At 47.0% G+C, this 6759-nt stretch carries 5 protein-coding genes and 1 pseudogene; 3 read left to right on the forward strand and 3 right to left on the reverse strand.

The window, feature by feature from the left end; all coding sequences use genetic code 11:
- Positions 1-273 (forward strand): annotated as a pseudogene (locus AC4E7D_RS09855) (NAD(P)/FAD-dependent oxidoreductase); the annotation flags it as partial.
- A 74-nt stretch (positions 274-347) separates the two neighbouring features.
- Here AC4E7D_RS09855 and AC4E7D_RS09860 read toward each other — a convergent pair.
- Genes AC4E7D_RS09860 through sqr form a run of 3 tightly spaced genes read right to left on the reverse strand, consistent with a single transcriptional unit; the run spans position 348 to position 2452 of the window.
- Positions 348-824 (reverse strand): DsrE/DsrF/DrsH-like family protein, encoded by a 477-nt coding sequence (locus AC4E7D_RS09860; RefSeq protein ID WP_490173631.1) that lies wholly within the window; start codon positions 822-824, stop codon positions 348-350.
- Positions 825-880: 56 nt separating this feature from the next.
- Positions 881-1189: a TusE/DsrC/DsvC family sulfur relay protein gene (locus tag AC4E7D_RS09865; RefSeq protein WP_490173632.1), complete on the reverse strand. Its 309-nt coding sequence runs from the start codon at positions 1187-1189 to the stop codon at positions 881-883.
- Positions 1190-1207: 18 nt separating this feature from the next.
- Entirely contained in the window at positions 1208-2452 is a 1245-nt protein-coding gene (sqr, locus tag AC4E7D_RS09870; protein WP_490173633.1) for a type III sulfide quinone reductase, selenoprotein subtype, read from the reverse strand.
- A gap of 337 nt (positions 2453-2789) precedes the next feature.
- On the opposite strand from sqr, the gene AC4E7D_RS09875 reads away from it, so the two are divergent.
- Both AC4E7D_RS09875 and AC4E7D_RS09880 read left to right on the forward strand, forming a co-directional pair.
- On the forward strand, positions 2790-4115 hold the full coding sequence (locus AC4E7D_RS09875) for an OmpP1/FadL family transporter (RefSeq protein WP_490173634.1): 1326 nt from the start codon (positions 2790-2792) through the stop codon (positions 4113-4115).
- A gap of 152 nt (positions 4116-4267) precedes the next feature.
- Positions 4268-6759, forward strand: a 2492-nt coding sequence (locus AC4E7D_RS09880) for a ligand-binding sensor domain-containing protein (RefSeq protein ID WP_490173635.1), incomplete at its 3' end; no start/stop codon positions are given.

Below are 6759 nucleotides of genomic sequence, written 5' to 3' on the forward strand. Positions count from 1 at the left end.
CCAGTTGTTGTAGAGAATATCCTGATGATGATAAAGGACAAGGAGGCCAGCAATACCTCATACAACGGTTATTCTTCCTGTCCATTGGTAACGGCCTATGGAAAAATGGTGCTGGCGGAGTTCGACTATAAGAACAATTTTATTCCGGACCCCAAACTCAAGCGCATGCTGGTATTCAACAGTGATAAAGAGCACTGGAGATTGTGGATGTTTAAAAAATATGGATTGCCTTACCTGTACTGGAATAAGATGATGAAAGGTAAGAACGTCTGATGTTGTTGATTGATTGGTAAAAAAACGGGGACTTTAGGGTCCCCGTTTTTATAATAAGCTGGCCGAAACACGTTTTAAATGAATAACAGGTGTGTACCTTCTTCATTTGCGCGGCTGTAAAAATCACCAATGGTTAAGATGCCATCCAATTCATCGATCAGATCTTCTTCTTCCAGGTGAAACATGTCTACAGCTAGCTTACAACCCCATAATTTACAGCCGGAGTCTGAAAGGATTTCCAGGAATTCCCCAACAGTGGGCATATCCAGTTTTTCCATTTCTTTTTTCATCATCTTGGAAGCCAGGGCTTCTACCCCCGGTAAACCTCCAAGCATGGTAGGCATGTGCATGGCAGGGTTTCCCACAGTGGCTACATGCAAATGTTCGAGCTTCTTTTTCTGTATGGCTTCCAGGCCAAAGAAGGTAAAGAATATCTCGGCCTCAATACCTTCCATACGGGCGCCATTGGCCATAACAAAGGCTGCGTAAGCGTTTTCCAACGTCCCCTTGGAGAGGATGAAAAGCATCTTTTTTACTTTGGTTTCACTCATTTTTCTATGTTTTGGTATTCATGGCTTTCGCCTTACGTTTTTACTATTTTTTGGGTTTAAATACAACTTTTAGGTTTCGGGATACCTGCGATCAACGTGGATTTTTTCAAGGGTCCCCCTGGGAATAATGCGTAAAACTCCTTGATATTGATTACGCCACTTTTCTTGATCCCCCTCACGGAAAGGGCCTCTCCCCCATGGTGCTTGTCCTGCAGGTACTGAATTACCTCCCAATGCTTATCGGTCATCTCAATGCCATTTTCCTTGGCCAAAGACTCACCTACCTCTTTGTCCCACTGGCTGAAGTCGAGCAGATACCCTTCTTCGTTAACGTCTATTTCCCTGTTTGCTATTGCTTTTTTCATTGTTTTCGATTTTATGTATTAAGATACTTTTTCAAATTTTTTTCCTTTTTCATTCATAGCGGCAGACACAAAAGGTATAGGCCTGCCTTTTAGGAGCATATTCCAATAAACCCACTTAAAGGCCATTTTCCCCATGTGGTTGGTCTTACTTTCCTTAAGTAACTTAAGGGGACCAATTCCAGGGAGGGGAAAGGTACCTTCTACAGGTTCGTGGTCATAGTTAAAATCTATGAGCAAGGCCTTTCCATTGCCAGTTTCTACGAAACAGTTGGCATGGCCGTCAAACTGTTCTTCCAAAGCTTCACCTTTTGCGTAGCGTACAATATTCTCTGTGAGGATTTCCGCCTCAAAATGTGCTACGGAACCTGCTTTTGAAGTTGGGACATTGGTAGCGTCTCCTATAACAAAAATGTTTTCGTACTCCTTGGACTGCAAGGTGCCTTTATCAGTAGGTATGAAATTAAGGTCGTCCCCCATTCCTGAGCGTTCAATTAGGTCATCACCCATATTGGTGGGTACGGTGACCAACAAGTCATAGGGAACCTCCTCATCGGCGTAGTCGATGATCTTGTTATTCTCGTAATCTACCCGTTCTATATTAAAATCGGTTACCTCCCTGATCCCTTTTTCTTCCAGCAGGTGGTCAAAAGCGTCAGCAGCACGTGGCGTGGTAAAGGCACCGCCCAAAGGGGTTACATAAGTAATGTCTACTTTATCCCGCATTCCTTTGTTCTTGAAGTAAGAATCAGCAAGGAAGGCGAATTCCAGCGGGGCAACCGGACATTTTATGGGCATTTCGGTTACGTGTACCACCAGTTTTCCACCTTCCCATTCGCGAAGTTTGTTCCGCAGGGCAACAGCACCTTCATAGGTGTAAAAATCAAAGATGTTCTTATACCAGTTCGGGCCATCCATACCTTCAATTTCATCCGGAGCAATTTTGCTGCCGGTCGCTATGATCAGAAGGTCATAAGGCAGTGCTTGCCCGTTTTTAAGGTCCACTTCATTGGCCTCAGGCCGGATGAGTTCAATACCTTCCTGAATGTAGTTTACACCCTTGGGAATAAACTTTTTTCCGTCTTTTTTTACCTGTTCTTCGGTGTAAATGTCAAAAGGCAGGAAGAGAAAACCCGGTTGGTAATAATGGGTTTTATTTTGATCTACAATGGTAATCTGCCATTCTCTCTTCGGGAGCTTGGACACCAAATGGTTGGCCATCATGGTTCCCGAGGTGCCCGCGCCCAAGATTAACAAGTTTTTCATTTTAATGTAATTTTTAATTATGGGATTGTATGTGTTGGAGATGTCTCCAAAATTCACCGTAAAAGTAAGAAGAGTCTTCAAGAGGAAAACATGACATAAATCATAAATCTTTCCCCTGCTGGCAGTTGTGTAACAAATGTTACTTTACTGCTGAAAATCAGCTATTTAAATAATTTTTTCCTCCTCAAGACAGGAAGTTCAGGGGCTAAACGGATATATGACTTTTATCATGAAAAGTGAGGTGTTTTCGGTCTAGTTTTGGGCAGACAATTCCAGGATTATATCCTAGTTAAAGGGGCCCTGGCGTACTAATTTTTGCAAACTAAACTGTTTTATTATGAGAAACTTTCTGTTGAATTTATCGGTATTGTTATCGGCGGCCTTTGCCTTTGGACAAACAGGCCACATCATGCAGGGTGTGGGTTCTGTTAATATGTCCATGGGTGGCGCGTCAACAGGGCAGCCTCTGGATATCTCCGGTGCCCTGCACTGGAACCCGGCCGCTATCTCTGTATTTGATGGTACAGAACTACGTTTTGATGTGGGCCTCTTCTATTCGGCTCCGGAATTGCAATCAACAGTGCCGGAGTTCGACACCAGTGGCCAGCCCACCGGGAACTTCTTTAGCGGGACTACAGAGGATGACCGCGGTATGTCGCCACTCCCCGCCCTGGCTGTTGTCTGGGGGAAACCAGACAGCCCGCATACCTTTGGGGCTTCTGCATTTGGTATCAGTGGATTTGGGGTGACCTTCCCGGAAAACGCGAGCAACCCGATCAATGCACCTCAGGAATTTGGTGGATTTGGCCGCGTGGAATCGGAGTACATTCTATTGCAAATAGGCTTTACTTATGCCTATGAGTTATCAGATCAGTTCTCCATAGGGATACAGCCCAACTTTAACTATGCGAACCTCCAACTGCAGCCCAATCCAACGGCAAATCCAACTGCAGCCGGATATCCCTCAACAGATAAGGCTACAGCACTGGGATTCGGTGCACAGCTGGGGGTATTCTTTGATTCCGGATCCGGATTCAAGGCCGGTTTGTCCTATAAGACCACACAGTCCTTCGGCGATTTCGAACTGGAAAACACCTATTTGGATAATACCACAAATACCAATGATTTTAAAATCAATTACCCGGCGATCTACTCCTTAGGCCTGGGTTATTCGGCTGGTGATTTTGACCTGGCACTGGATTACCGGCTGGTAGACTATGAAAACACCGAAGGTTTCGAGGCAAAAGGATGGACATCTACGGCTTCCGTAGCAGGATTCGGATGGGAAAATATTTCCGTTATCTCAGCAGGGATCCAGTACAAAGGGATAAACAAGCTCCCCCTCAGGGTAGGGTATACCTATAGTACCAACCCTATAAATGATGAACTGGCCTTCTTTAGTGTACCGGCTACAGCTATTATTAAAAATGCCTTCCAGTTGGGTCTCACCTATGAAGTGAGTGATCGTCTGGAATTGAATACCACTTACCACCATGGTGATAGTGGAGGGGCAACCAGTGGTCCGTTACTCAACCCTCAGTTCATATCCCAATCGCCACCTTACGGTGCTATCCCGGGAAGTGAAGTGTCTTATGACATGACCACGGATATGATTATGTTCGGGTTCAGTTATAAATGGGACAAAGGCGGAAGCCAACCCTAAATAGGGAAATCCTAACCAAGCTATATAGAGGAAAGGCAGGAGTTTGTTCTCCTGCTTTTCCATTTTTGGATGGGCCCATTTTATAAAGGACTACGACCCGGGGATCCCCCCTTTTTTCATATATTTAAGGTACTTGTCCAACCTGCAGTTCCATGAGTCGGTACCTGGCGCTATTCATATGTTTTCTTGGTCTATTGCACGCTAGCCATGCGCAACGCTTTAGGTACCTGAGCTATCAGGGGGGGGATGTTCCTTTTCAGAAAGTGAACCAGGTGGTAGAGGATAACAAAGGTTTTATCTGGCTGGGCACAGATCAGGGCTTGTTCCGGTTTAATGGGATGCGCTTTGAGGATTTTAATATTTCCCTTGAGAGCCGGTATATCAAGTCTTTTACCCGGATGCACCGGGATACCCTCCTCTTTTCTAATGATTCGGGAATCTTTAAGCTGTTTTATCAGGACAAGACCCCTCAAATCTCCCCCTGGTTAACCCGGGAATTGGAAAAGGGACAGTTGGGGTATCCCACCCAAATCTTCTGGGATTCTCAAAATCGCCTGTGGATAGGTCAGCTCAACGGGTCTGTAGGCTACTGCAGGGGTGAGGCCGGAAATTGTGGTATGATCAACCTGCCAGGAATCAGTAAATCTTCTGCTATGGTCTTTGGAGAGGACCAATTTGGGAATATTTGGATAGTCGTGTCGGGCAGTGGGCTGTACCGGTTTGTTCCCGGGGAAAACAAGATCATCCGGGTACCCGGGTACGATAAAGCCCGGGGGCTCTGGATCGGAGGGGATCGGATGCTCGTGGCTGGCCAGGGGATATATGACATCAGGGTGGATGCCCGCGGGCGTATCCTTACCAGCAGACGAAAATTCATATCCAATACTCCCTTCACCTATGTAACAGCTGGCGGAGCGGGCAGGTTTTACCTGGTATCGGAACCAGCAATTTTTACCGTGGATGACCAGTTACTTACCCTCAAAGCCGTCTACGGTTCTAACGACCCGCACAGGGTAGAACAGCTGCCCTTCTCCGGGATCAACCATTTATACTTCTCTTCGGACCAGATGCAAACAGGAGGCACCTTGTGGGTGAGTACAAATAATTCATTGGGGTTGCTGTATACCAGCTACTTTAAAAGTGTGGTAGGGATGGCGCATGACAACGTCCTGGGAATGGCGGCCAGGGGCGAACAGGAGGTGCTGATCTCCCAGGGGAATGTGTTTAGCGTCAATACACAGGAAAAATCTTATGAACAGGTTCCGGATTTGAACCGGGTAACAGCGATGGCAACCTTTGGATCTAAAAGCTGGTTTGCTACCGCTGAAGGAGTGATCAAAGAATACAACCGTGGGGTATTGGACAGGGAGTACAACCTGAGCAAACGAGGAGGGGGGATCTTCTATATGAAAGCTGACCACCGCGGAGATGTCTGGTTTTGCCAGGCACCCCTGCAAGTCCCCATAAAGGGTATTGCAAAGATCACCCGTGATGGAAATATTAGGGAATACGGGGAGGACGATGGCTTTCAAAGCCGCATACTGGTAGCCGATGAAGGGGGAAGGAATGAACTTTATGTGGCCGGAATAGGAACAACGGGTTACCTCTTTGCCTACGACAGGGAACAGGACGTTTTTGTGGATAAAAGCCGGCCATTCCCCTTTAAAGTAAGCCGGAATTTTGAAGTACATGACCTCGCGGTGGATCAGAGGGGCCTGGTTTGGCTGGCCACTACAGACGGTCTGCTCAGATACGATACCGAGCGCATACAGCGTATACCCCTCGGCCCTTATACCCTGAATGAGGTGCGTTCTGTATGTGCAATGCCCGATGGCACCCTTTGGCTGGCCACAGATACCAGCGGTTTGCTCCATCTTGACCAGGATCTGAACTATGTGTTGTTTGATGAAGCTAGTGGAACACCTTCAAAAATTGCTGCCTATCGAAGCATTCTGCTGGATAAAGAAAACCGGTTGTGGACAGGCACCGCTGAAGGGATCGTATATTCCTCTGTGCTCAATCCAAGGCCCATGCGCACCCCCAAACCGGTAGTGCAGTTCCTGACTTCTGACAGCAGGGGGAATGGATCCGGTGAATTTCCAGAATATGGTAAGGATGAAGAGGTGCAGTTACAGGTGCTTACAGTGACCTATCCCGGAGAAGGGGTACGTCATCAATACAAATACTTTCCGGCAGACCTGGCTGAAGAAGAAATTCAGGACCTTGAATGGACGGACGTACCCGTTTCGGGCGAGTTACGTTTAGGTGGACTCAACCCCGGCCAATATACGCTCCGGGTGCGTGCACAAAAGCCCGGCGGCTTTGGCTGGAGCGGGGCGAGTGAACAGCGCATAGTTATCCGTAGGAGCTGGTATACCACCCCATGGGGTATCTTGCTGCTTGCTATTGGTGCCGGCCTCTTTTTCTGGTACGGGATCCGACTCTGGGTAATTCGAAAAACCAGACAGTTAAGGGCTACGCTCATTAGCAAGGAGAAAGAACTCCACCAAAAAGAGGAGGAGTTAAGCAGTAAAATGAATACCCTAAAGGTACAGCGACAAGAATTGAAAACAGCAGGTGTTACTATTTACTTGCTGTCCCGCTTGCTAAGACAAATACCGCCCAGGGCCACCTGGAAAGAGGT

Source organism: Lentiprolixibacter sp. (genome assembly GCF_982873095.1).